The sequence below is a fragment of the Variovorax sp. V15 genome, from assembly GCF_041154425.1.
GTDB classification, from domain to species: domain Bacteria; phylum Pseudomonadota; class Gammaproteobacteria; order Burkholderiales; family Burkholderiaceae_C; genus Variovorax; species Variovorax guangxiensis.
In genome coordinates this window covers 3,293,690-3,316,126 of the sequence record NZ_AP028659.1, presented here as the reverse complement: position 1 = coordinate 3,316,126, position 22,437 = coordinate 3,293,690, and the positions used below count along the sequence as shown (strand labels likewise).

Here is a 22,437-nt window from a genome sequence, read left to right as displayed (position 1 = left end):
GAAAAAGCCGGAGGCAATCAAAAAACGGTGCCCTTGCGAACCGAAGGGCTGGAGCCCCTGCCGCCTCGAAGGAACAGGCCCGGCCATGATAATTCAGCGATGACCACTGTCGTTCTCAATGGGGTGACCGCCCTCTCCCATCTCGGCGTGATCCGTGCCGAAGGTCCGGACGCCGCCAGCTTCCTCCACGGCCAGCTCACACAGGACTTCTCCCTGCTCGGAGCCTCCGACGCCCGCCTGGCCGCGCTGTGCACCGCCAAGGGCCGTGTGATCGCGAGTTTCATCGGCATCAAGCCGCAACCGGAGCTGATCCTGCTGGTGTGCAGCCGCGACATCCTTGCCGCCACGCTCAAGCGCCTGTCGATGTATGTGCTGCGCGCCAAGGCCAAGCTGAGCGACGCCACCGAGCAGTACGCGCTGTACGGCCTGGCCGGCACCGCCCTTACCGCCAACGGGCTCGACGCGGCGGCCCCGCCTGGCAAGCGCACGGCTGTCGGCGACGAAGTCAGCGCCGTGTCGCTCTACCCGGCCGACGGCGTGCCTCGCGCGCTCTGGATCGCGCCGGCCGGGCATGCCGCGCCCACGGGCCCGGCTCTGGACGACAACCTGTGGCAATGGAGCGAGGTGCGCAGCGGCATCGTGACGCTGACCACGCCCGTCATCGACGCCTTCGTGCCGCAGATGATCAATTACGAATCCGTGGGCGGCGTGAACTTCAAGAAGGGCTGCTATCCAGGCCAGGAAGTGGTCGCGCGAAGCCAGTTCCGCGGCACGCTGAAGCGGCGCACCTACCTCGTCCAGGCCGATGCGCCGGTGGCCGTGGGGCAGGAAGTGTTCGCCGCCGGCGACGCCGAGCAGCCGGTGGGCACCGTAGCGCAGGCCGCGCCGGCGCCCGATGGCGGCTGGTCCGCGCTGATCTCCATGCAGATCGCCGCGCTCGAGGCCGGTGGCCTGCGCGCCGGCGCGGCCGACGGCCCGGCGCTCACGGTCGAGCCGCTGCCCTACCCGCTGCTCGAAGACATCTGAGCCTGCGCACCCTTTAAACCCCCAACGCCCTCAAAGCGGGTGTTTGGCGCTGTCGAAAATCGACGGCGCCATTTTTTTGCGCGTCTCCTAACCCCGTTGCCGTTGCCGAGCCGTAGAAGCCGGCACCGATCAACTCCGGCAAGGAAACACCATGAAGCGCAGACTCTTTTCCACCGCCCTGGCCCTGAGCGCCGTGGCCTCGTCGTTCCCGGCCTGCGCGCAGACCTCGGAACGGCCCTACGTTCCCTCCACGCCGTCCAGCCGCATTGGCTCGCTGATGCAGATCAGTGTGGTCGACCGCGGCAGCGGCGCCGAACTGCCGATCTACCGTCATCGGGGCGAATACTGGGTGGCCGGCCGCCCCGGCGCGCGCTACGCCATCCGGGCGCGCAACGCGATGGGCGAGCGCATCATGGCCGTGATGTCCGTGGATGGCGTCAACGTGGTCACGGGCGAAACCGCTGGCGTCGGGCAGAACGGCTACGTCTTCGGCGCCCGCGAGCGCAGCGACATCACCGGCTGGCGCAAGAGCGATTCGCAGATCGCCGCCTTCGAGTTCGCCGCGGCCGGCAACTCGTACGCCAGCCGCACCGGCCGGCCGGACGACGTGGGCGTGATCGGCGTCGCGATGTTCCGCGAGCGCATGCCCGAACCGCCGCCTGCGCCGCTCACGCCGTTCCCGCGCCGCGATGAATACGGCGGATACGGCCCCGAGCGCGAGCGCCGCAGCGAATCGTCGTCGTACCAGGGCGACGCGCGAGCCAAGGCAGGCGCGGCCGACAACGCTGCGCCGGCTGCAGCCGCTGAATCCTCCGGCAGCCTGGCCCGCCAATCCGCGCCCAGCCCGAGCCTCGGCACCGCACACGGCCGCCGCGAAACCTCATACGTTGGCAAAACGACCTTCGAGCGCGCGCAGTCGTCGCCCGACGAGGTGGTCCGCATCCGCTACGACAGCCGCGAGAACCTCGTCGCCGCAGGCGTGATCCCGGTGCCGCCCCCTCCGCGCTGGCCGCGTCCCGCAGGACCGTCGCCCTTCCCCGGCTCGGACCCGGGCTATGTGCCCGATCCGCCGAGCCGTTACTGAGAAGAAGAGGACCGAAGAGGCCGGCGCATCTCGATGTGCGGAATACCGGCCTCCTCGAAGCCGTCTCCATGCGGCACATAGCCCAGCCGCGCGTAGAAGCGCTCGGCGCTGCGTTGCGCGTTCAGTGCGACCACGCTGGCGCCGCGCTCCCTGGCCGCCTCCTCCAGCACCTGCATCACCGCGGCGCCATGGCCGCCGCTGCGCAGATTGCGATGCACGGCCACGCGGCCGATGTGCGAGATGCCGTTCTCGGCCGGCAGCAGCCGGGCCGTGGCGATGACCTGCCCGAGCCGGTTGCGCGCGACCGCATGCAGCACCACGGCGTCCTGCTCGTCCCACTCCAGCGATTCGGGAATGTTCTGCTCCTTGATGAACACCGCGCGCCGCAAAGCGCCGGCGCCTTCGCCGAGCGTGGCCCAGTCGCCCGTCTCGATGGTGCGCATGGCTTCGCCGGCCTCGTAGCCCAGCAGCACTTCGCGCAGCGCCGGCGGCACCGGCTTCGAGGTCTGCGTCGCCGGGTCGGCGAACACATAGACCAACTCGCAGCCGACCAGGAACTGGTCCTGCCGGAACAGCCCGCCTTCGAACACGATCGACGAGTTGCCGATGCGCACGCAGCGCATGCCAACGTCGAGCACGTCGTCGATGCGCGCCGAAGCGCGGAAATCCACCGTCGCCTTGCGCACGTACAGGTCGCCACCCATCGCGTGCATCGACTCCTCGTACGGCAGCGCCAGCGCGCGCCAGTAGTCGGCGATGGCGGTGTCGAAGTACATCAGGTAGTGCGCGTTGAAGACGATCTTCTGCATGTCGACCTCGGCCCAGCGGACGCGCAGGCGGTGGAAGAAGCGGAAGTCCTTGCGTTCGGTAGCTGTCGTCGTGTTGCTCATGGTGCCAGTAGTGCCTCTTTGATTGCACGGGCCGCATCGTCCTGCGCCTGCAGCGCCTCCGGAATCGCCCGGCCCATCTTGATGAATTCGTGGATCACGCCGCGGTAGATCTCCAGGTCGACCGGCACGCCCGCCGCGCGCAGCTTGTCTGCGTAGGCGATGCCTTCGTCCACCACCGGGTCGCATTCGGCCAGGCCGATCCAGGCCGGCGCCACGCCGTCCACGTCGTCGGCCAAGAGCGGCGCAAAGCGCCAGTCGTCGCGGTCGACCGGGGTGTTGACGTACTGCGCGAAGAAGAAATCGATCATCGCCTTGGTCAGCAGCGGGCCGTCGACGTGCCGCAGGTGCGAGGCCGTGTCCTGGTGCGCGGTGGTGCCGGGATAGATCAGCATCTGCAGCAAGAGCGGCAGGCCCGCGTCGCGCGCGAGAATGGCGCACACGGCCGCGAGCGTGCCGCCGGCACTGTCGCCGCCCACGGCCAGTCTGGACGGATCGAGGCCCAGGCCCGTGCCCTCCTTCGCGATGAACTGGAAGGCATCCCATGCGTCGTTCGACGCGGTCGGGAACTTGTGCGCGGGCGCGAGCCGGTAGTCCACGGAGATCACCGCGCAGCCGCTCTTCGCGCTCAGCACGCGGCACAGCGTGTCGTGCGTGCGGATGTTGCCGACCGTGAAGCCGCCGCCGTGGAAATAGATCAGCACCGGCAGCACCGCCGATGAAGGCGCGTAGAGCCGCGCGGGGATCGCATACCCGTCGCGCGCCGCGATGGTGAAGTCTTCGACGCGCGCCAGCTCGGGCTTCGGCACTTCGAGCACGCCGGCGCCCTTTTCGTAGGAGGCCTTGGCCTCCTCGGGCGTCTGCTTGTCGAGTGGCGGGTGGCCTGCGCGGGCCATGCGTTCGACGACGCTGGCCATCTTCGGCGTGAGCCGCGTGCCCGCCGGTGTTCCGGGCGCGACAGCGGCAAGGGTTTCTTTCGTGTGCAAGACGGTTCGCTCTTGTTAGATTTGGCTGGTCGGCAATCGTACTGCCCCGTGCCTACCGGGACATCCCCACATCCATGGCCCTCATCCAATACCTCACCCAGATCCAGTTCGAATTCGGCGCGATCAAGCTGCTGTCCAGCGAATGCGCGCGCATCGGCATCAACCGCCCGCTGATCGTGACCGACGCTGGCGTGCGCGCGGCCGGCGTGCTGCAGAAGGCGCTCGACGCCATCGCCGACCTCGAGGTCTCGGTCTTCGACCAGACGCCCTCCAACCCCACCGAAGCGGCGGTGCGCGCGGCCGTGGAGCTCTACCGCAGCGGCCGCTGCGACGGCCTGATCGCCGTGGGCGGCGGCTCCGCCATCGACTGCGCCAAGGGCGTCGCCATCGCGGCCACGCACGAAGGACCGCTCAAGACCTACGCGACCATCGAAGGCGGCTCGCCGCGCATCACCGAGCGCGTGGTGCCGCTGATCGCGGTGCCCACCACCAGCGGCACCGGCAGCGAAGTGGCGCGCGGCGCGATCGTCATCGTCGACGACCACCGCAAGCTCGGTTTCCACAGCTGGTTTCTGATGCCCAAGGCCGCCATCTGCGACCCGGAGCTCACGCTGGGCCTGCCGCCGAAGCTCACGGCCGCCACCGGCATGGACGCGATCGCGCACTGCATGGAAACCTTCATGTCGGCCGCGTTCAATCCGCCGGCCGACGGCATCGGCCTCGACGGCCTCGAGCGCGCATGGGGCCACATCGAGCGCGCGACAAAAGACGGCAGCGACCGCGAGGCGCGCCTGAACCTCATGAGCGCGTCGATGCAGGGCGCGATGGCGTTCCAGAAGGGACTGGGCTGCGTGCATTCGCTGAGCCACAGCCTGGGCGGCGTCGATCCACGACTGCATCACGGCACGCTCAACGCCCTCTTCCTGCCCGCGGTGATCCATTTCAATTCAGGAGCCGAGTCGGTGCGCAAGGAACAGCGCCTGCAGCGCATGGCGCAGGCCATGCACCTCGATTCGGCCGGCGATCTCGGCGATGCCATCCGCGACATGAACGCGCGCCTGGGCCTGCCCAAGGGCCTGGCCGAAGTGGGCGTGACGCCGGCGATGTTCGAGCAGATCATCGATGGCGCCATGGCCGACCATTGCCACAAGACCAACCCCCGGCTGGCCACGCGCGAAGATTACAAGGCGATGCTCGAAGCCTCCATGTAAGGCTCGCGTAAGAGGCCTGTAAGGGCTTCTTCTACACATTGTTTCAGTGACCGTTTTCGAGGCGTTTTCAGAGGGAAAAGACGCTCTCTGCGCCCCTCACGTCATTTATGTGACATAAGGGATTTCTAGACTGTCACCGAAGGTTTCTCAGCCGCAGAAACCCAAGGGTCAGGGAAGTTCCGAATGCAGCGCACAGTCCAAGTCCACACCGTCCTGAGCACCGAACAGCTCAAGTTCCGCTCGATGCGTGGACGGGAGGGCCTCTCTCAACTTTTCGAGTTCGAGGTGGACATGGTCAGCAGCAGCTTCAGCCTCGACCTGAAGCAGCTGCTCGGCACTTCGCTCACGCTGGAGCTGGCCGACGAAGGCGCACCGCGCTTTCTCAACGGCACCGTGGTGCGCTTCGAGCTCGTGGGCCGCGCCAACGAAACTGGCCGCCACTACATCTACCGCGCGCTGGTGCAGCCATGGCTGTGGTACCTCACGCGCACCACCGACTGCCGCATCTTCCAGAACAAGAGCGTGCCCGAGGTGCTCGACGAAGTGCTGGGCAAGTACGGCTTCCAGTTCGAGAAGCGCCTCACCGGCAGCTATCCCGCCTGGGAATACTGCGTGCAGTACCAGGAGAGCGACTTCGCCTTCGTGAGCCGTCTCATGGAGCACGAAGGCATCGCCTATCACTTCGAGCACAGCAACGGCTCGCACCTGCTGGTGCTGGCCGACGATTCGGGCAGCTACCAGCCGCTGCCCGGCCATGCCAGCATCGCCTACCGTCCGCGCGACCGCGTGGTCAATGCGCTGGAGCCCTGCATCGACCAGTGGCGCGTGACGGAGCAGATCACCTCCGGCCGCGTGATGCTCGACGACTTCGACTTCAGGAAGTCGCGTGCGTCGCTGCAGAGCGTGCAGCAAGACCCGAAGCCTCACGAGCATTCGACCTACGAGGTCTACGAATGGCTCGGCGGCTACACGGAGCATCAGCAGGGCGACGCCTACGCCAAGATCCGCCTGCAGGAACTGCAGTGCGCGCACGAGCTGGCCTCGGGCCACACCAACGTGGTGGGCATGGCACCGGGTTACCTGTTCCAGATGACGCATTGCCCGCGCGAGTCGGACAACCGCGAATACCTCGTCACCGAGACCCGCTACGACCTGCAGGAGCCCGAGTACTCCACCGGCGGCAGCAGCGAATCGGTGTGCGAGTTCGACTTCACCGTGCTGCCCTCCTCCGTGGCCTACCGCCCCGCGCGCAAGACGCCGCGCCCGCGCACCAACGGCCCGCAGACCGCCACGGTGGTCGGCCCCGAGGAAATCTGGACCGACCGCTTCGGCCGCGTGAAGCTGCAGTTCCGCTGGGACCGCTACGGCCAGTCGAACGAGAACAGCTCCTGCTGGGTGCGCGTGTCCAGCAGTTGGGCCGGCGCCAACTACGGCACCATGCACATGCCGCGCGTGGGACAGGAAGTGATCGTCGATTTCATCGGCGGCGAGCCCGACCGCCCCATCGTCACCGGCCGCGTCTACAACAGCGACCAGATGCCGCCGTGGGAGCTGCCCGCCAACGCCACCGCCAGCGGCATCCTCACGCGCTCCAGCACCGGCGGCGCGGCCAACCAGGCCAACATGCTGCGCTTCGAGGACCGCACGGGGGCCGAGCAGATCCTGCTGCACGCCGAGCGCAACCTCGACGTCGAAGTGGAAGCCGACGAAACCCACACCACCGACGGCACCCGCACCACCCTCATCAAGGGCCACGAATCGGCCACCTACCAGGACGGCGAGACGCGCGACATCACCGCCGGCGCCAAGGAAACCATCACCGGCGGCGACACCCGCAGCGTGACCGGTGGCTTCACCGAGACCGTGACCGGCGGCGTGAACCAGACCATATCTGGCGGCAAGACGCGCATGCTCAGCGGTGGACTGAACGACACCATCACCGGCGGCGTCGAGCTGGCCATCACCGGCGGCTTCCACGGCACCATCGACGGCAAGGAAATCCGCTTCGTCAGCGACGGCCGCAACGACACCATCAACACGTCCAACGACGTGCTGGTCAACGGGCCGTCGACCACCACAGTTACCGGCCCCACGGTGCACACCTCGCCGGACGTGACCTTCAACACGACCAACCACATCCACAACACGACGCAGCACGTCATCAACACCAACGTCTACAACACGACGTCGAACACGTACAACAACCTGACGGTCAACTACACCAACAACTCCGCCACCTACACCAACAACTACTCCAAGAGCAGCGACTGGAGGTGGTTCCGCCTGGGTGGCACCGGCCTGAACATGGACGTGTCGGGCATTTCGCTGGGCGTGCTGGCCGTGCGTTCGATGGCCATGGGCGTGCAGGCGCAGGCCATCGGCGTGAAGCTGGAGGCCGTGGGCGCGGAGTGGAAGAACAAGGCCATGTCGCTGGGCGACGCCGGTGCGCTCATCCAGCTCGTGGGCACGGAGATCAGGACGGGCGGCCTGCGCGCCGGCATCCAGGCGCTGAAGGTCCTGCTCTGAGGCGTGGGAAGCGTGCTCGAGATCGTTCTGTGGGGTGTGTTCGGCGTCGTCAGCCTGGGCGTGATCGCGCTTGCCGGGGTCGTGCTGGCGGTGTCGCTGATGAGCCATCGTGCCTACGCCGAGGAAGGCCGGCTGTGGCAGCAGCTGCAGGCCGACGGCCGCCCGCTGAAGGGCGTTGCGGTTTCCGTGCTGCGCTCGCCCAGCGGCTACTCCCGGCGCGGCCCGGTCGGACAGCGCCTGACGGCCGTGCAGCTGGGTGTCGCCTACACCGATGCCGCCGGCGTCGAGCAGCAGACCACCTTGCGGACACTCATCGACGAAGATCTGCTGGCCCACTTTTCCGCGGGCCGGCCCGACATTCATCTGCTGCAGGACCCGCAGGACCCGTCACGGCTGGCCATCGACCGCGCGCGCACCCCGCTGGTGATCCGCGGCGCAAGGCGCTGATCCAGCCGTGAAGACCATCAAACCCCTGCGCCTGAGCGTCCTGACGCGGCCCTTCCTGCGCGGGCAAAGCCAGCGTTTGGCGATCACCGTGATCGGCATGCACACCCTCGGCGAAGGGGGCGTGCTGCTGCCGGAGACGGAGCTCTGGAAGACCGTTTCCGCCGAAGTGGGAAACCAGTCCGCGATCGATCTCGGCATTCCCAAGCTGCGGCCCGAGTTCCTGGTGAGCGGCCAGGCCTACACCTGCCACCAGCAGGACAAGACGCGCTGCGCGGTCGAGGTGCGCGTAGGCGCCTTGCGGCGCCAGTTCCTCGTTTCGGGCGACCGCTACTGGCTGGATGGCCGCGCCACCGAGCCGCAGGCTTTCGAAACCATGCGTCTGGACTGGCAGCACGCATTCGGCGGCCCAGGCTTCGCCGCCAACCCCGCGGGCATCGGCTACGCCCCCGAGATGGTCAACGGCCTGCTGGTGCAGCGGCTTCCCAACGTCGAACGCCCGGGCCATGGCATGGACCGCCCCGACCGGCGTCCGGCCCCCGCCTGCCCGGGTGCGATGGACGTCGACCTGCCCGAGCGCATGAAGCTGCTCGGAACGGACTACGGCGACCAGTGGCGCGAGACGCTCTACCCCGGCTTCGCGCGCGACATGGACTGGCAGTTCTTCAACGCCGCGGCTGCCGAACAACGCTGGAACGACGAACTGTCCATCCCCGCGGCCGCGCCCTATGAGATCTGGAACATGCACCCGGAGCACGCGGTGCTGCGCGGACGGCTTCCGGACCTGCGCGCACGCGGCTTCGTCGCACGCAAGTCTGCACAGCCCCTTGCGCTGGAAGAGGTGCCGCTGCGGCTGACCACGGCCTGGTTCTTCCCGCACGTGGAGCAGGTCATGCTGATCTTTCACGGCGAGACGCTCATCGCCGAGGACGACGCCGCGGACATCACGCACGTCATGCCGGCGATGGAGTCGGCGGACAGCCCGCCGCGCCCCCTCTCCCACTACGGGGCGGTCTTCGAGAACCGCTGCAACCTCGAGAAAGGCGCGATCCATGCGTTCCTCGACGAGGAACTGCTTCCGGTCTCGGCCATCGGCCCCTGGCTGGACCAGATCGACGCGCGCGAATCGATCCTGGCAAGGAACATCAAGGACAAGGGCGAGCGCCTGCGCGCCGAACTGACCGCGCGCGGCCTGGAAGCCGGCCACAAGCCGCGCCATTTCCGGGAACGCCCGCTGCCGAAGCCTTTCGACAAGATGCCCACGCTGGCCGAACTGCCCGAGTTCATCGAGAAGACGCGCGCCTACCAGCGCGAGCAGGAACGCAAGCTGGAGGAAGCCAGGCAGGAAGTCGCAAAGGCGGCCCTGGAGAACGCATCCGAATCGCGCAAGGCGGGCTTCGACAGCAGCCGGATCATCGAAGAAAGCCGGAACGCGCAGCTCAAGGGCCCGCCGAAGTTCGAGGCCGAAACCATCCTCAAGGGGCTGGGCGGCATCGCCGCGGCCACGGGCACCCCGGCCATGAGCGCCGCCGAGCACTCCGAGCTGCAGGCCCTCGGACAGCGGGGCCAGAAGGACATGCTGGCGCTGTACCGCATGGGGGCCCACCACCAGGCGGCCGCCGATCCGATGGCCGTTGAACAGAATGCGCAGGCGCGCGAACGCGTGCTCGCCGCCATGGCCGCGGACCGCGATCTGTCCGCCATGGACCTGACGGGCTGCGACCTCTCGGGCCTCGATCTGCGGGGCGCCCGCATGCACCAGACCCTGCTCGAAGGCGCCAGCCTCCAGGGCACCCGCCTGGACGGCGCCGACCTGAGCCAATCGGTGCTGGTGCGCGCCGACCTGCGCCAGGCCTCGCTGACAGGCTGCAACCTCGAGCGCGCCAACCTCAGCCTCGCCCGCTGCGAGAACACCAACTTCGCAAAGGCCCGCTTCGAGCGCACGCAGATGGAAAAGCTGCGCCTGGCCGGCTGCTGCCTCGACGAAGCGACTTGGAGCCATCTGCTGCTGCAGGGGATCGAGCTGGCCGATTGCAGCCTGCGACGCTCCGACCTGAGCTACCTGAGCATGGCCGAACGCTGCCGCCTGACGCGCTGCGACTTCGGCGAGGCGCGCCTGGAAAAGGTGCTGTTCGTACAGGCCGAATTCGAGTCGGTGGATTTTTCCGGCGCCACCGTCGAAGCCTGCAGCTGGGCCCACACGCCGCTGCACAAGGGCACGCGCTTCCGGCATGCCCTTCTCAAGACCACCAGCTTCGTCGGCACTACAGATCTTCGCGAGGCCGACTTCGAGGACGCCACGCTGGTGCACTGCACCTTGCGCGAGCTGCCGCTCGATGGCGCGAACTTCAGACGGGCCACGCTCGACACCTGCGATTTCTCCTCCGCGTCGCTCAAGGGCGCGGACCTGCGCGCGGCGGCTGCGCCCGACAGCCTCTTCATCCGCGCCGATTTCACGCGTGCTTCCCTGCGGCTCGCCAATCTCATGAATGCCACCCTCCAGAAGGCCTGCCTGGTCGATGCCGATCTTGGCGAGGCCAACCTGTTCCGTGCCGATGTCGCCCAGGTTTTCATCAGCCCGGGCACGCTCACCCTGGGCGCCCACATCGACCAGATGAAGACACTGCCCCGGCGCCCCGAGGCGGGCAGAGCGTGAACGCCGAGACGCTGGCAGCCCAGGTCCGCAACGGTGAGCCGATCCGCGAGAAGGACTTCAGCGACATGGACCTGAGGGGCATCGACCTGCGCGGCGGCGTGTTCAGCGAATGCAGCTTCAGGGGTGTTCGGGCCGATGCCGCGCAGCTGGGCGAATCCATCTTCGAGAAGTGCCGCTTCGACCAGGCGCAGCTGCCGGCGGCGGAACTGACGCGAGCCGCCTTCCACGAGTGCAGCCTGCACGACGCGGTGCTGGATTCGGCCTCCATGCCGCATTCGGTGTTCAGCGGCTGCACCCTTTCGGGCGTCCGGCTGGAAGAGGCCTTCATGGACCAGGCGAACTTCCACCAGAGTAAGCTGCACGACGCCTGCCTGGACCGTGCCAGCCTCGAAAAGGCCGTGTTCTCCGAGTGCGACCTGACTGGAGCGTCCTTCAACGAGGTGGCCTTCTCGTCGACCATCTTCTTCCGCGCAACGCTGACGGGCACGCGCTATGCCGGAGCCAGCTTCACGAACGCGATCTTCAGCGAGGCGGATTTTGCGGGGCAGGACTTCTCGGGCCAGCAGTTCCACCTCTGCCAGTTCATCGATGCGGTGCTGACGGCGTGCCGCTTTCGCGATGCACGCCTCACGCAGTGCAACTTCAAGGGCGCAGACCTGCGCAACGCGGTGCTGGCAGGGGCGCAGGCCATGCAGTGCCTTTTTCCCGAAGCCGACCTGCGCGGCGCCGATGCGCGGCGCGGCAACTTCCAGAACAGCATCTGGGTCGACGCCCATCTCGACGGCGCGGACTTCTCGCAGGCGCGGCTCGAGCAAGGCGTCTTCCATCGCGCGCACTGCGGGCAGACCTCGTTCGCCGGCAGCCGGCTGGACTACGCCGACTTCTCCTACGCCCTTCTGGTACAGACCGATTTCCGCGACGCTGCTTTCCTGCGCACCGTATTCCATCGCGCCGACCTGGACGGCGCCAGGTTCAGCACCCGCGTGGGTACGCTGGACCGTGACCCCGCGCTGCACGAAGCCGAGATGGTGGCGTTGGAGCAGCCCGAGCGCGCATCCCGCCTGGACCGCGACATCCATGGCCGGCGCCCCAAGAAAGACAACCCATGAACTCCACCCGGAACACGGCCGGCGACACGGTCGCCGCCGCACACCATGCAACGCAAGGCGTGCTGGATCCGCTGATGCAACGCCCTTCCAACGCGGCGCGCGCGGACTCCGGCACGCGGACCGCCACGGTGATCGCCAGCGATGGCGATCCCTGGTTCGAGGTCGGCCTCGACGACGGCCAGGGATCGCTGCGCTGCCGCCGCGTCGCCAGCTGCCTGCTGCTGCCCGCGCCGGGCGACACGGTGCTGATCACCTCCACCCGCCAGGGCGAGAGCTTCGTCATCGCGGTGGTCGCCCAGGCCGACCCGAGGCAGGCGACGCTGGCCGTGGACGGCGACCTGACGCTGGTCTCGCGCTCCGGGGGCATCCGCGCGCGCAGCGCCGGCCCCATGGCGCTGGAGTCGGACACCTCGATCGCCATGCAGTCGCCCGAGTGGCGCGCGCAGGCCCGGCAGGCCCATTGCGAGATCGGCGAGATGGATTACCAGGGCGCCCGCGTCCGCTTCAACGTGCTGGTGTCGCGCTTCGTCGGGCGCGCCTGCGAGGTGGTGCTGGAGCGCCTCAACCTGCTCACCCGCTCGAGCTTCCGCCTGACCGAGGAAGTGGAACAGGTGCGTGCCGGCCAGCTCGACATCCAGGCCGAGCAGACCCTGCGCCTGCATTCGAACAACACGCTGCTCACCAGCAAGGGGCTGGTCAAGGTCGATGCCGAGCAGATCCACATGGGTTGACCCCGAACGAAGGAGCCGTTGCCATGTTCGCCAATGCACAGATGATGGGCGTCGACCTCGCCTTTCCCGACGTCTGCAAGACGCCGCCGGCGCTGCCGATTCCCTATCCCAACTTCGCGCTGGGGCCGACCGCCATCCCCAACGCCTGGAACATCCTCTACGGCGGCACTCCCGCGCACAACCTGGCGACCGTCACGCCCATCACCAACGGCGACAACGCCGGGGTGCTGATGGGCGTGGTGTCGCAGACGGTGATGGGGCCCTCGCGCCACATCACCGGTGCATTCACCGTGCTGCTGAAGGGCACGCCGTGCACGCGCATGACGAGCCTGTCGGTGCAGAACCGCTGCAACATCGTCGGCATGCGGATCGTGCCGAGCCAGTTCAAGGTGCTGGTGCTGGCGCCCTGATTCCGGGCGCCCGGAGGCGCTCCCGGCCTCAGGGTGTCGCGATGCACTTCCACGCGCTCAGCGACTGGTTCGCTGGAATCTCGCCCGTCGCGTTCCTCGCGAGCGATGGCGCGCCATAACGGGCCTGGTCGTCGTACACCCAGTTATCGAGATCCGCAACGGCATTCCAGGCCAGTTGCAGCGGCGTCAGCCCCACTCGCCTGAGCAGCGAGTTTGTGTTGTAGAAGCCGTGGCTGTAGTCCTCGATGAAATAGGCACGCACCGAGCCCTTGATGTCGCTTGCCGTCACCTTGCCGCCCGAGGGCAAGGCCGCCAGCTTGCTGACGAACTCGCCGGCCTGGGTGCAGGGCACCAGGAAGTCCGACGTGCCCTGGTAGATGATGATCTTCTTGCCCTTTCCGCCCGCCTTCTTCTGGCTTGCGGCCGCATCGAAGAACGCAAGCAGTTCGGCAGGCCGCACGTTCCAGACGGGCGCGAGTTCGTCGAGCAGCCTGTTGTAGCCGTCGTAGTCCGCGCCGGACTCGATGGCCACGTCCGCCAGGTGCCGCGAGACCGCGCCCAGCCCGTCGCTCAGGGTCTGCTGCGACACCTGCCGGCCGAAGAGGCTGGTGATCATTGCCGAAGCGCCGGCCCAGTTGACCACCCAGTCGTTGACCACCGCCGGTACCTCGATCGTCTTGAGCAGGTTGGTCTCGTCCACGGGCGGCGCTCCGGCGACGATGCCGTCGTAGGCGTCGGGCCAGTTCGCCATGGCCTTCAACGCCTGCCGGCCGCCGGTGGAAATGCCGACGAAATAGGTGTCGGTCGGCTTGCTGCCCGAGAGCTTCTTCAATAGATAGAGCCCGACGTCCAGCGACTTCTTGATGGAGTCCTGGCCGAAGTTCTTCACCATTTCCTGCTTCGCGACGTCGCTGAGCTTCCTGCCGGCCTGCACGAATTCGGGGTCGAAGGATTTGCCCGAATCGCCGACGCCCGCATCGGCGAGGATCACCGCGTAATTCGACAGCGCAATTCCCTGCAGCGAGGGCGAATACTGCAGATTGGTCTGGATGCCGTTGGCGACCACGTCGGTCTTCCAGGCAAAACCTCCGCCGCCGAGTTGCACGAATTTGCCGTTCCATTGCGACGGGACATAGATCTGGAAATTGATGTCGGACACGCGGTAGCTCGGGTCCTTCACCGCCGGATCGACACCGCCCGGAGAAGTCGGCTGGATCGTTCCCTTGATGAGGCAATAGGCCGGCAGCGCGAGCCAGACCTGCTCGACGGAAGTGACCGTGAAGCCGCCCGTCCTTGGCGAAGGAAAGCGGGTGCCGCGGAAATCGTCCAGCACCGCATCGGCATATCGCGAGCCGTTCAACTGGTTGGAGCAGGTCCTGATGAGCGTGCCGGAAATGTCGTTGGCCGCGTGTGCCGATGAAATGAACGCGCCGCAGGCCATTGCGAGGAGAAATGGCCGTAGCAGCCGCCCCGGCCACCGTGTTGCTCCATGAAAGCCGGAAATCTTCGTCTTGTTCAAGATTTGTCTCCAGGGTATCGATTTGGATTTCACAAACCCACCGCCGCCGCTTCTTCTTTCCGATTCAGCGTGGATGGACCCGTGCCTTCTTTTGAGGCAGTGAAATTCTCGATTGCCCTGCAATGGGCCGCACTATCCGTGCAGCGCCATCCGAATGACCTTCCGGACCTCGGAACCTGTCTTGAACGACTGAATTACCTTGAAAGCGCTACTGCGCTTGTTATTCGGCTTTCACGCCCGCGGTGCGGATCACCTTTCCCCATTTCGCCGTTTCGGCGGTAATGAACGCATCGAATTCCTCCGGCGTGCTGCCCGCGGGAATGGTGCCCATCGCATCCAGCTTGGCGCGCGTGTCGTCGCTCCTGATGATGTTCGCCACCTCCTGCGACATGCGCCTGACGATGTCGCGCGGCGTGCCCGCCGGCGCCAGCATGCCGGCCCAGGTGCTGCCGGTGAAGCCCGCGAAACCCTGCTCGATGAAGGTCGGCACATCGGGTGCCGCCGCCAGCCGCTTGTCGCCCGCCACGCCGATCAGCCGCACCTTGCCGGCCTTGGCCTGGTTGATGAGGCCCGTGGGCGCGTCGAAGAAAAGCTGGATCTGCCCGCCCATCAGGTCCGTCAGCGCCGGCACCGCGCCGCGGTACGGGATGTGGATCATGTAGGTCTGCGTCAGCGACTTCCACAGCTCCGTGGTCAGGTGCGCGGCCGAGCCGTTGCCCGAGGAGCCGAAGCTCACCTTGCCCGGATTGGCGCGCGCATAGTCGATGAGCTCGCGCGCCGTCTTGAACGGCGCATCGACGTTCACTGCAGCCAGCAGCGGCGATACGCCCATCAGCGAAACGCCCGTCAGGTCCTTGCGCGGGTCATAGGGCAGCTTGGGATACAGCGTGGTGTTGGCCGCATAGGCCGCGATGACCACGCCGAAGGTCGTGCCGTCCGGCGCCGCCTTCGCGATCGCATCGACGCCGATCAGGCTGTTGGCGCCCGGCTTGTTATCGACCAGCACCGGCTGCCCGAGCTTCGTCTGCAGCCCGATCTGCACCAGCCGCGCCATCTGGTCGGTGAAGCCGCCGGGCGTGTAGGGCACGATCACGCGGATCGGCTTGGTGGGCCATGCGGTCTGCGCGAAGGACGGCAAGGCAAGGCTTGCGGCGGCGGTGGCGAGCGTGAACCGGCGGCGGGACAGCGTGGCTTGGGACATGGCGGCGGAGACCCTTTCGTTGCGTCGTTTCGGGAATGGACCGGGTCATTCTCGAAGCGCCATTCGCGTGCCCGGTCAGGGTTTGCCCGGCACCGCCAGCGGCAACCTCATGTCGAACCGCGCCCCGCCCCCGCTCTCGTTCGCCGCCTCGATCCGCCCGCCATGCGCGTGCACCACCGCCTGCGAAAGCGCCAGCCCGAGGCCCAGGCCCGGCGTCTTCTCATCCGAGCGCGCCGTGGCGCCGCGGTAGAAGCGCTCGAACAGGTGCGGCATCTCGTCACCGCGAATGCCGGGGCCGCTGTCGGCCACGGTGATGACGGCCTCGTTCGCCTCCGCGTCCGCGCGCAGGCTCACGCGCACCGTGGTGTCAGGGGGCGAGAACTTGAGGGCGTTGTCGAGCAGATTGGCCAGCGCGAGGCTGGCCGCGCCGCGGGCGAAGCGTGCAGCGACGGGTCGCGCCGCATCCAGCGACAAGGCAAGGCGCCGCTCGCGCGCCAGCGGCTCGAGCCGCCTCAGTGCTTCTTCGGCGAGCTGGTTCAGCGACACCGTTTCCACCGCGTCGCGTTCCTGGCCGGCGTCGAGCCTGGCCAGCACCAGCAGTTCCTCGACCAGCAGCGTGAGCGACTCGACCTCCTCCAGCGAGGAGCGCAGCGTCTCCACATACGCGGCCGGTTCGCGCGGCCTGCGCAGAGCCAGTTCCAGCTCCGTGCGCAGGCGCGACAGCGGCGAGCGGAGCTCGTGGGAGGCGTCGGCCGTGAAGCGCCGCTGCGCCTCCATGCCCTGCTCGATGCGCGCCAGCATGTCGTTGAGCGTGTCGACCAGCCGTCCGATCTCGTCGCGCGTGCCGGGGTGGGGCAGCCTTTCGCCGAGGTTCGCGTCGCCGATGCGGTGGGCCTGCCGCACCACGTCGTCGATGGCGCCGAAGGCGCGCCGGGTGATGAGCGCGCCGGCCGCGCCCAGCGCCAGCAGCAGCGCACCGCCGAGGATGATGAACAGCGCGCTGGCCATGGCCACGGTGCGGTTCACGTCGTCCAGCGAGCCAGCCACCTGCACCGCGAGCAGCGAGGCGCGACCGGGCACGGGCACCGAGACCATTCGCGTAGGCTCCTCGCCGTAGCCGTCGAGCGTCTCGAACACGGTTTCGCCCGCCGCGAGCCGCTCGCGCAGCGCGGCCGGAATGGGCAGCTGCGCCTCGCCGAGGTTGCTGCTGCGCGCGAGCACGCGCCCATCGGCGTCGACGATCTGCACCAGGCGGTCGAGTCGCACGAAAGAAGGCGCGCCCGGGCCCGGCGGGGCCTCGTGGACGATGACGGTGTCGCCCTCGCCGGCCGACAGCAGCATGCCCATCTCGGTCTCGGCCAGCGCCAGCAGCGCGGCGTCGAGCTCGCGGTGCACGTTGCGCGAGAACACCAGGTACGAGCCGAGGGCCGCGACCGCCATCACCACCACGATCACGCTGACATGCGCCAGCGCCAGCCGCTTGCGGAAGCTAAGCATGCGCGACGCTTGCGGCACCTGCACCGTCGTCCGCCGGCGCCAGCCTGAAGCCGCGCCCGCGCACGGTCTGGATCAGCGGCGCGGCCGGCGGCGCGTCGACCTTGCGGCGCAGGTTGCTGATGTGCACGTCGATCAGGTTGTCGATGGAAATCAGGTCGTCCTTCCACACCTGCTCGGCCAGGCGCGAGCGGCTGACCACCTCGCCGGCGTGGCGCAGCAGGATCTGCAGGATCGCGAACTCCTTGTGGGTCAGCTCCAGCACCATGCCGCCGCGCAGCACGCGCTGGCTCATCGGATCGAGGCTGAGGTCGGCCAGCGAAAGCACCGTCGGGCGCACGAGTTCGGAGCGGCGCAGCAGCGCGCGCACGCGGGCCAGCAGTTCGTCGAAGGCGAAGGGCTTGGTGAGGTAGTCGTCGGCGCCGGTGTTGAGGCCAGCCACGCGGTCGCTCAGCGCATCGCGGGCGGTGAGCATGAGCACGGGCGTCTTGCAGCCGCGCTGGCGCAGGTCGCGGCACAGGGTGAGGCCGTCCTTTCCGGGCAGCATCCAGTCGAGCACGATCAGGTCGTAGGCGACGACGAAAGCTTCTTCGTCGCCCTCCTCCGCGGTGTGCACCACGTCGACCACGAAGCCCTCTTCCTGCAGCCCCCGGGCCAGCAACCGGGCGGCCTTTCGGTCGTCTTCGATCAGCAGAATTCTCATGGCGCGGATCATGCCGCGCGTTCCTGACTTCCGGCCACCGGTCCGGATCCTTAAGAGAACTTCAGGATTTCTTGGGAGCTTCTTCAGGCGCCTTTTCTTACGCTCCCCGGCAGGAGACGGGAGCGGATCGAGGGCATGGGAAGGCGTCCCGTGCACGGCGCGCCCGTCCCGCGAGATCCGTATCGCGATGAAGAAGAAATCCCTCTACCAGATCACTCCCGCGCGCATCGTCTTCGGCGTGATGACCTGCGCGGCCCTATACCTCGACTCCTTCGTCGACTCCTTCCACGGCACCGCCCATGCAGCCACCACGGTGGCCGCCGCTCCCGCGCCGATGCTCGTGCGCCAGGGCAGCCGCCTGAGCGTACCTGCCGGTTCGCCGCTGCGCGACCGGCTGCTCGTTGCCACGGTCGGCCAGGACACGCTGCCGCACGAGGTGAGCCTGCCCGCCACGGTGGAGGCCAACCCGGCCAATACCGTCAACATCCTCCCGCCGCTGACCGGCAGGCTGCTCGAACTCAAGGTGCGCCTGGGCGATACCGTCAAGCGCGGCCAAGTGCTTGCGACGATGAGTTCGCCCGACCTCGCGCAGGCCCTGGCCGACGCGCAGAAGGCCCGCGACGCACTCGACCTCGCGCAGCGCGCACTGGTGCGTGCACGCGGCGTGAACGAGGCCGGCTCCAACGCCGTGAAGGACGTGGAAGCGGCCCAGAGCGCCGTCGCCCAGCAGAAGGCTGAACTGCAGCGCAGCGAGGCACGCCTGCGCAGCCTCGGCGCGGAAGGCAGCGGAGCCCAGGCCGGCCAGGTGCTGAAGATCGTCGCGCCCACGTCAGGCACGATCACCGCGCTGAACGCGGCCGCCGGCGCGAACCTGAACGACGCCAACGCGGCGCTGATGACGGTGTCGAACCTCGATTCGGTCTGGGTGACGGTCAACGTGCCCGAGGGCGTCGTGGGCACGGTCGCGCCCGGGCAGAACGTGGTGGTCACGCTGGCCGCCTACCCGGGCCGCAGCTTCAGCGGCAAGGTCGCCTTCGTGAGCGCGGTGCTCGACGCCGACACGCGCCGCGCCCGCGCGCGCATCGCGTTCGCCAACCCCGAAGGCATCTTCAAGCCCAACATGTACGCGACGGCGGTGCTGGGCGTGCCGCAGGGCGCGCAGCCGCAGGTGCCGGCATCGGCGCTCTTGATGAACAACGACAGCGTGAGCGTCTTCGTCGAGGCCGAGCCCTGGACATTCGTGCGCCGCACGGTGGAGCTGGGCCGGGAAGACGGCGACAAGGTCCGCATCCGCAGCGGCCTGGCCGCGGGGGAGCGCGTGGTGGTGCGTGGTGGTGTGCTGCTGAATGATTAATCTCGTCATCACCCAGTTCCTTCGCCGCAGGCACCTGGCCTGGGCGATGTCGGTGGCGCTCGTGCTCTTCGGCGCGTGGTCGTGGACGCAGATGACGGTGGAGGCCTACCCCGACCTCGGCGACGTGAACGTGCAGGTGACCACGCAGGTCAACGGCCTGGCCGCCGAGGAGATCGAGCAGCAGATCACCACGCCGCTGGAGCGCGCGCTGAGCAACACGCCGGGGCTGGCCTCGATCCGCTCCAGCAGCACCTTCGGCCTCTCGCTGATCACCCTGACCTTCAAGGACGGCACCGACGACTACTTCGCCCGCCAGCGCGTGACCGAGCGCATCGGCCAGGTCAGCCTGCCCTCGGGCGCGCAGCCCGGGCTGGGGCCGGTGGCGGGGCCGGCCGGCGAGATCTACCGCTACACGCTGGAGTCGGACAGCAAGAACCTGATGGAGCTGTCGGAGCTGCAGCGCTGGAAGGTGATTCCCGCGCTCAAGCAGGTGGCCGGCGTGGTCGACATCAACAACTTCGGCGGCTTCACCCGCGAGTTCCAGCTGGAGCTGGACCCGGCGCGGCTGCAGAAGTACGGACTGGTGCTCAACGACGTGGTCACGGCCATCAACAACAACAGCGCCAACGCAGGTGGCGGGCGCATCGCGCGCGGCGACCAGAGCTACGTGGTGCGCGGCATCGGCCAGATCCGCACGCTGGACGACCTGGGCTCGGTGGTGGTGGCGCAGAGCAGCGGCTCGCCGGTGCTGGTGCGCGACCTGGGGCGGCTGCAGTTCGGCCACCAGGAGCGCGGCGGCATCCTGGGCAAGGACACCAACCCGGACACCATCGAGGGCATCGTGCTGATGCTCAAGTACGAGAACCCCTCGCGCGTGCTCGAAGGCGTGCACAGGAAGATCGACGAGCTGCAGGCCGAGCTCGCGCCCATGGGCGTGAAGATCGTGCCCTACATCGACCGCGACGACCTGGTGAAGCTCACGGTCGACAAGGTGACGCACACGGTGCTGGAAGGCATGGCGCTGGTGTGCTTCGTGCTCATCCTTTTCCTGGGCAGCCCGCGCAGCGCGGTGGTGGCGGCGGTGGCCATTCCGATGTCGCTGGTGACGGTGTTCATCGTGATGCACTTCACCCGCATGCCGGCCAACCTGTTCTCGCTGGGTGCGATCGACTTCGGCATCATCGTGGACGGCGCCATCGTGGTGATGGAGGCCATCCTGCGGCGCCGCGAAGAGGAGCCGCACGCCACGCTCACCGAGGGCAACATCCTCGAGACGGTGAGCCATGTGTCGGGGCCGATTTTCTTCGCCACGCTGATCATCATCACGGCCTACTTCCCGCTCTTCGCCTTCGAGCGGGCGGAGGGCAAGCTGTTCAAGCCGATGGCGTTCACGGTCGGCTACGCGCTGGTGGGCGCCCTGCTCTGCGCGCTCACTCTCATTCCGAGCCTGGCCTACGTGGCGCTGCGCAAACCGAGCAAGCCCTTCATCAACAAGCCGCTGGTGTGGCTCACGGGCGCGTACCGGCGGGTGCTGGCGCGGCTGCTGGACGTGCCGGCCATCGCCTACGGGCTGAGCGTGGCGGCGCTGGCCGCGGTGGTGGTGCTGGGCGCCACGGCCGGGCGCGAGTTCCTGCCCGACATCGACGAAGGGGCGCTTTGGCTGCAGGTGCAGCTGCCCTCTGGCCTGTCGCTGGACAAGGCCAGCGAGATGGCCACCGAGCTTCGGCACGTGCTGCTCGAATACCCCGAGGTCTCGTACGTGGTGACGCAACTCGGGCGCAACGACGACGGCACCGACCCGTGGACGCCCTCGCACATGGAGGTGCCGGTGGGCCTCAAGCCGTACGGCGAATGGCCGGCCGGGGTGAAGAAGGCCGACTTCGTGCGCACGCTGACCGAGCGCTTCGCGCGCATGCCTGGCTTCGACGTGGGTATCAGCCAGCCGATCATCGACGGCGTGAACGACGCCGTGGGCGGTGCGCACAGCCCACTGGTGCTGCGCATCTACGGCGACGACCTGAAGGAAAGCCGGCGCATCGGCAACCAGATCGTCGACCTGCTGCAGACCGTGCGCGGCACGGCATCGGCGTCGCTCTTCCAGGAGCCGCCGATCCCGCAGGTGGTGATCCAGCTCAACCGCGAGGCGGCGGCGCGCTTCGGCGTGAACGCGAACGACGTGGCCAGCCTGATCCAGACCGGCATCGGCGGCGCGCCCGTCATCACCGTGTACTCGGGCAACCGCACCTACAACGTGTCGGTGAAGATGCCCAGGAGCGCCAAGGGCAACACCGAGGCCATCGGCTCGCTGCTGCTCAACAGCTCCAGCGGCGCCAAGGTGCCACTCGCGCAGGTGGCCGACATCCGCCTGCAGACCGGCGAAAGCACGATCTCGCACGAGATGAACGAGCGCCAGATCACGGTGCGCGTGGACAACCGCGACCGCGACCTCGCCTCCTACCTCGACGAGGCGCGCGATCGCATCGCGAAGGAAGTGAAGTTCGACCCGGCGAAATTCCGCCTGCAGTGGGCCGGCCAGTTCGAGAACCAGCAGCGCGCGCAGGCGCGGCTGGGCGTGTCGCTGGCGATCGTGGTCAGCATCATGGCGGTGCTGCTGTTCTTCCAGTTCGGAAAGATCCGGCAGGTGGCGCTGATCCTCGGCGTGGTGCCCATGGCCACGCTGGGCGGGCTGATCGCGGTGCACGTGGCGGGTGAAACGCTCAATGTGGCGACGGCCGTGGGCTTCATCGCGCTCTTCGGCGTGTCGATACAGAACGGGATCATCATGGTCGCCAACTTCCGCCGCGTGCGCGGCGAAGGGCTGGCGCTGCAGGCCTCGGTGCTCGAAGGCGCGACCGAGCGGCTGCGGCCGGTGCTGATGACGGCCACGGTGGCGTCGGTCGGCATGCTGCCCGCAGCCCTGGCCACCGGCGTGGGCACCGACGTGCAGCGCGGGCTGGCGACCGTGGTGGTTGGCGGGCTGGTGGTGTCGACGCTGCTGACGCTCTTCATCCTGCCCACGCTGTATTTCGCGATGGAACGCGTGTTCGAACGCAAGGGCTGGGGCACGCGCTCGCGGCGCGATCGCTAGGAAATCGG

At 67.9% G+C, this 22,437-nt stretch carries 17 protein-coding genes; 11 read left to right on the top strand and 6 right to left on the bottom strand.

Going from position 1 to position 22,437, the window contains the following annotated elements; genetic code table 11:
- Positions 1 to 99: 99 nt before the first annotated feature.
- On the top strand, positions 100 to 1,026 hold the full coding sequence (locus ACAM57_RS15685) for a folate-binding protein YgfZ (RefSeq protein WP_369662297.1): 927 nt from the start codon (positions 100 to 102) through the stop codon (positions 1,024 to 1,026).
- 151 nt (positions 1,027 to 1,177) lie between these two features.
- On the top strand, positions 1,178 to 2,110 hold the full coding sequence (locus tag ACAM57_RS15680; protein ID WP_369662296.1) for a hypothetical protein: 933 nt from the start codon (positions 1,178 to 1,180) through the stop codon (positions 2,108 to 2,110).
- Here ACAM57_RS15680 and ACAM57_RS15675 read toward each other — a convergent pair.
- The gene (locus tag ACAM57_RS15675; RefSeq protein ID WP_369662295.1) at positions 2,104 to 3,000 is read right to left on the bottom strand and encodes a YbgC/FadM family acyl-CoA thioesterase; all 897 of its coding nucleotides are present in this window, start codon (positions 2,998 to 3,000) and stop codon (positions 2,104 to 2,106) included. The two genes, ACAM57_RS15680 and ACAM57_RS15675, sit on opposite strands and share 7 nt — an antisense overlap.
- Positions 2,997 to 3,914, bottom strand: coding sequence for an alpha/beta hydrolase (locus tag ACAM57_RS15670; RefSeq protein WP_369662445.1), 918 nt, complete (start codon positions 3,912 to 3,914; stop codon positions 2,997 to 2,999). Before ACAM57_RS15670 ends, ACAM57_RS15675 begins: the two co-directional genes overlap by 4 nt.
- A gap of 143 nt (positions 3,915 to 4,057) precedes the next feature.
- Here ACAM57_RS15670 and ACAM57_RS15665 point away from each other — a divergent pair, with 143 nt between their 5' ends.
- The 7 genes from ACAM57_RS15665 to ACAM57_RS15635 all read left to right on the top strand — a co-directional run bounded on the left by ACAM57_RS15665 (position 4,058) and on the right by ACAM57_RS15635 (position 13,070).
- The gene (locus tag ACAM57_RS15665) at positions 4,058 to 5,194 is read left to right on the top strand and encodes an iron-containing alcohol dehydrogenase (protein WP_369662294.1); all 1,137 of its coding nucleotides are present in this window, start codon (positions 4,058 to 4,060) and stop codon (positions 5,192 to 5,194) included.
- A gap of 183 nt (positions 5,195 to 5,377) precedes the next feature.
- Entirely contained in the window at positions 5,378 to 7,720 is a 2,343-nt protein-coding gene (locus tag ACAM57_RS15660; RefSeq protein WP_126019980.1) for a type VI secretion system Vgr family protein, read from the top strand.
- 12 nt (positions 7,721 to 7,732) lie between these two features.
- Entirely contained in the window at positions 7,733 to 8,167 is a 435-nt protein-coding gene (locus tag ACAM57_RS15655; RefSeq protein WP_369662293.1) for a hypothetical protein, read from the top strand.
- 7 nt (positions 8,168 to 8,174) lie between these two features.
- Positions 8,175 to 10,820, top strand: a complete 2,646-nt coding sequence (locus tag ACAM57_RS15650) for a DUF2169 domain-containing protein (protein WP_369662292.1) — start codon at positions 8,175 to 8,177, stop codon at positions 10,818 to 10,820.
- Complete coding sequence (locus tag ACAM57_RS15645) at positions 10,817 to 11,929, top strand: pentapeptide repeat-containing protein (RefSeq protein WP_369662291.1); 1,113 nt, start codon at positions 10,817 to 10,819, stop codon at positions 11,927 to 11,929. Before ACAM57_RS15650 ends, ACAM57_RS15645 begins: the two co-directional genes overlap by 4 nt.
- Complete coding sequence (locus ACAM57_RS15640) at positions 11,926 to 12,660, top strand: DUF3540 domain-containing protein (protein WP_369662290.1); 735 nt, start codon at positions 11,926 to 11,928, stop codon at positions 12,658 to 12,660. The genes ACAM57_RS15645 and ACAM57_RS15640 overlap by 4 nt, the downstream gene beginning before the upstream one ends.
- A 23-nt stretch (positions 12,661 to 12,683) precedes the next feature.
- Entirely contained in the window at positions 12,684 to 13,070 is a 387-nt protein-coding gene (locus tag ACAM57_RS15635; RefSeq protein ID WP_126019990.1) for a DUF4150 domain-containing protein, read from the top strand.
- A 28-nt stretch (positions 13,071 to 13,098) separates the two neighbouring features.
- Here ACAM57_RS15635 and ACAM57_RS15630 read toward each other — a convergent pair whose 3' ends face one another.
- From ACAM57_RS15630 to ACAM57_RS15615, 4 genes are all read right to left on the bottom strand, one after another.
- Positions 13,099 to 14,589, bottom strand: a complete 1,491-nt coding sequence (locus ACAM57_RS15630) for a tannase/feruloyl esterase family alpha/beta hydrolase (protein ID WP_369662289.1) — start codon at positions 14,587 to 14,589, stop codon at positions 13,099 to 13,101.
- A gap of 220 nt (positions 14,590 to 14,809) precedes the next feature.
- Positions 14,810 to 15,790 carry a tripartite tricarboxylate transporter substrate binding protein gene (locus ACAM57_RS15625; RefSeq protein ID WP_369662288.1) on the bottom strand — a complete coding sequence of 327 codons (981 nt, stop codon included), beginning with the start codon at positions 15,788 to 15,790 and terminating at the stop codon, positions 14,810 to 14,812.
- A gap of 75 nt (positions 15,791 to 15,865) precedes the next feature.
- A complete protein-coding gene (locus ACAM57_RS15620; protein ID WP_369662287.1) occupies positions 15,866 to 17,287 on the bottom strand; it encodes a sensor histidine kinase in 1,422 nt (473 codons plus the stop codon).
- A complete protein-coding gene (locus tag ACAM57_RS15615) occupies positions 17,280 to 17,987 on the bottom strand; it encodes a response regulator transcription factor (RefSeq protein WP_369662286.1) in 708 nt (235 codons plus the stop codon). The genes ACAM57_RS15620 and ACAM57_RS15615 overlap by 8 nt, the downstream gene beginning before the upstream one ends.
- 187 nt (positions 17,988 to 18,174) lie before the next feature.
- Between ACAM57_RS15615 and ACAM57_RS15610 the strand changes: the two genes are divergently transcribed.
- Both ACAM57_RS15610 and ACAM57_RS15605 read left to right on the top strand, forming a co-directional pair.
- Positions 18,175 to 19,341 (top strand): efflux RND transporter periplasmic adaptor subunit, encoded by a 1,167-nt coding sequence (locus ACAM57_RS15610; RefSeq protein ID WP_369662285.1) that lies wholly within the window; start codon positions 18,175 to 18,177, stop codon positions 19,339 to 19,341.
- Positions 19,334 to 22,429, top strand: a complete 3,096-nt coding sequence (locus ACAM57_RS15605) for an efflux RND transporter permease subunit (protein ID WP_369662284.1) — start codon at positions 19,334 to 19,336, stop codon at positions 22,427 to 22,429. The genes ACAM57_RS15610 and ACAM57_RS15605 overlap by 8 nt, the downstream gene beginning before the upstream one ends.
- Positions 22,430 to 22,437 lie beyond the last annotated feature (8 nt).

Bases quoted from the DNA above. Each gene is read 5' to 3' on its own strand.
- ACAM57_RS15685 (WP_369662297.1), top strand. From the start codon at position 100: ATGACCACTGTCGTTCTCAATGGGGTGACCGCCCTCTCCCATCTCGGC.
- ACAM57_RS15680 (WP_369662296.1), top strand. From the start codon at position 1,178: ATGAAGCGCAGACTCTTTTCCACCGCCCTGGCCCTGAGCGCCGTGGCC.
- ACAM57_RS15675 (WP_369662295.1), bottom strand. From the start codon at position 3,000: ATGAGCAACACGACGACAGCTACCGAACGCAAGGACTTCCGCTTCTTC.
- ACAM57_RS15670 (WP_369662445.1), bottom strand. From the start codon at position 3,914: ATGGCCAGCGTCGTCGAACGCATGGCCCGCGCAGGCCACCCGCCACTC.
- ACAM57_RS15665 (WP_369662294.1), top strand. From the start codon at position 4,058: ATGGCCCTCATCCAATACCTCACCCAGATCCAGTTCGAATTCGGCGCG.
- ACAM57_RS15660 (WP_126019980.1), top strand. From the start codon at position 5,378: ATGCAGCGCACAGTCCAAGTCCACACCGTCCTGAGCACCGAACAGCTC.
- ACAM57_RS15640 (WP_369662290.1), top strand. From the start codon at position 11,926: ATGAACTCCACCCGGAACACGGCCGGCGACACGGTCGCCGCCGCACAC.
- ACAM57_RS15635 (WP_126019990.1), top strand. From the start codon at position 12,684: ATGTTCGCCAATGCACAGATGATGGGCGTCGACCTCGCCTTTCCCGAC.
- ACAM57_RS15625 (WP_369662288.1), bottom strand. From the start codon at position 15,790: ATGTCCCAAGCCACGCTGTCCCGCCGCCGGTTCACGCTCGCCACCGCC.
- ACAM57_RS15620 (WP_369662287.1), bottom strand. From the start codon at position 17,287: ATGCTTAGCTTCCGCAAGCGGCTGGCGCTGGCGCATGTCAGCGTGATC.
- ACAM57_RS15615 (WP_369662286.1), bottom strand. From the start codon at position 17,987: ATGAGAATTCTGCTGATCGAAGACGACCGAAAGGCCGCCCGGTTGCTG.
- ACAM57_RS15610 (WP_369662285.1), top strand. From the start codon at position 18,175: ATGAAGAAGAAATCCCTCTACCAGATCACTCCCGCGCGCATCGTCTTC.
- ACAM57_RS15605 (WP_369662284.1), top strand. From the start codon at position 19,334: ATGATTAATCTCGTCATCACCCAGTTCCTTCGCCGCAGGCACCTGGCC.